The following is a 388-nucleotide window of genomic DNA, read 5'->3' on the forward strand; positions in this document are numbered from 1 at the left end:
CCCCCCCCCCCCCCCCCCCCCCCCCCCCCCCCCCCCCCCCCCCCCCCCCCCCCCCCCGTTTTTATTTTCATCTGCCTCCTTTCCATCTCAACACATGTCGTGGTTCGTCGGCAGCGTCAGATGTGTATAAGAGACAGGGGATAACCTTTTCCGGGTATTGGAAGAAAGACCCGAAGTTGTATCGCACAACATAGAAACCGTAAGGCGCCTAACCAGACAGGTACGCATCCAAGCCAAGTACGACAGAAGCTCTGTCTCTTATACACATCTCCGAGCCCACGAGACAGTACTCATGATCTCGTATGCCGACTTATGCTTGAAAAAGGGGGGGGGGGGGGGGGGGGGGGGGGGGGGGGGGGGGGGGGGGGGGGGGGGGGGGGGGGGGGGG

Annotated in this window: 1 pseudogene; it reads left to right on the plus strand. The window is 63.4% G+C overall.

The features are described 5' to 3' along the window. Positions 1 to 139: 139 nt before the first annotated feature. A pseudogene (locus tag JHD69_RS20680) lies at positions 140 to 250 on the plus strand (lipoyl synthase); the annotation flags it as partial. Between the last annotated feature and the right edge of the window lie 138 nt (positions 251 to 388).

It is taken from the genome of Pedobacter sp. ASV12 (assembly GCF_016429155.1).
Lineage (GTDB): Bacteria > Bacteroidota > Bacteroidia > Sphingobacteriales > Sphingobacteriaceae > Pedobacter.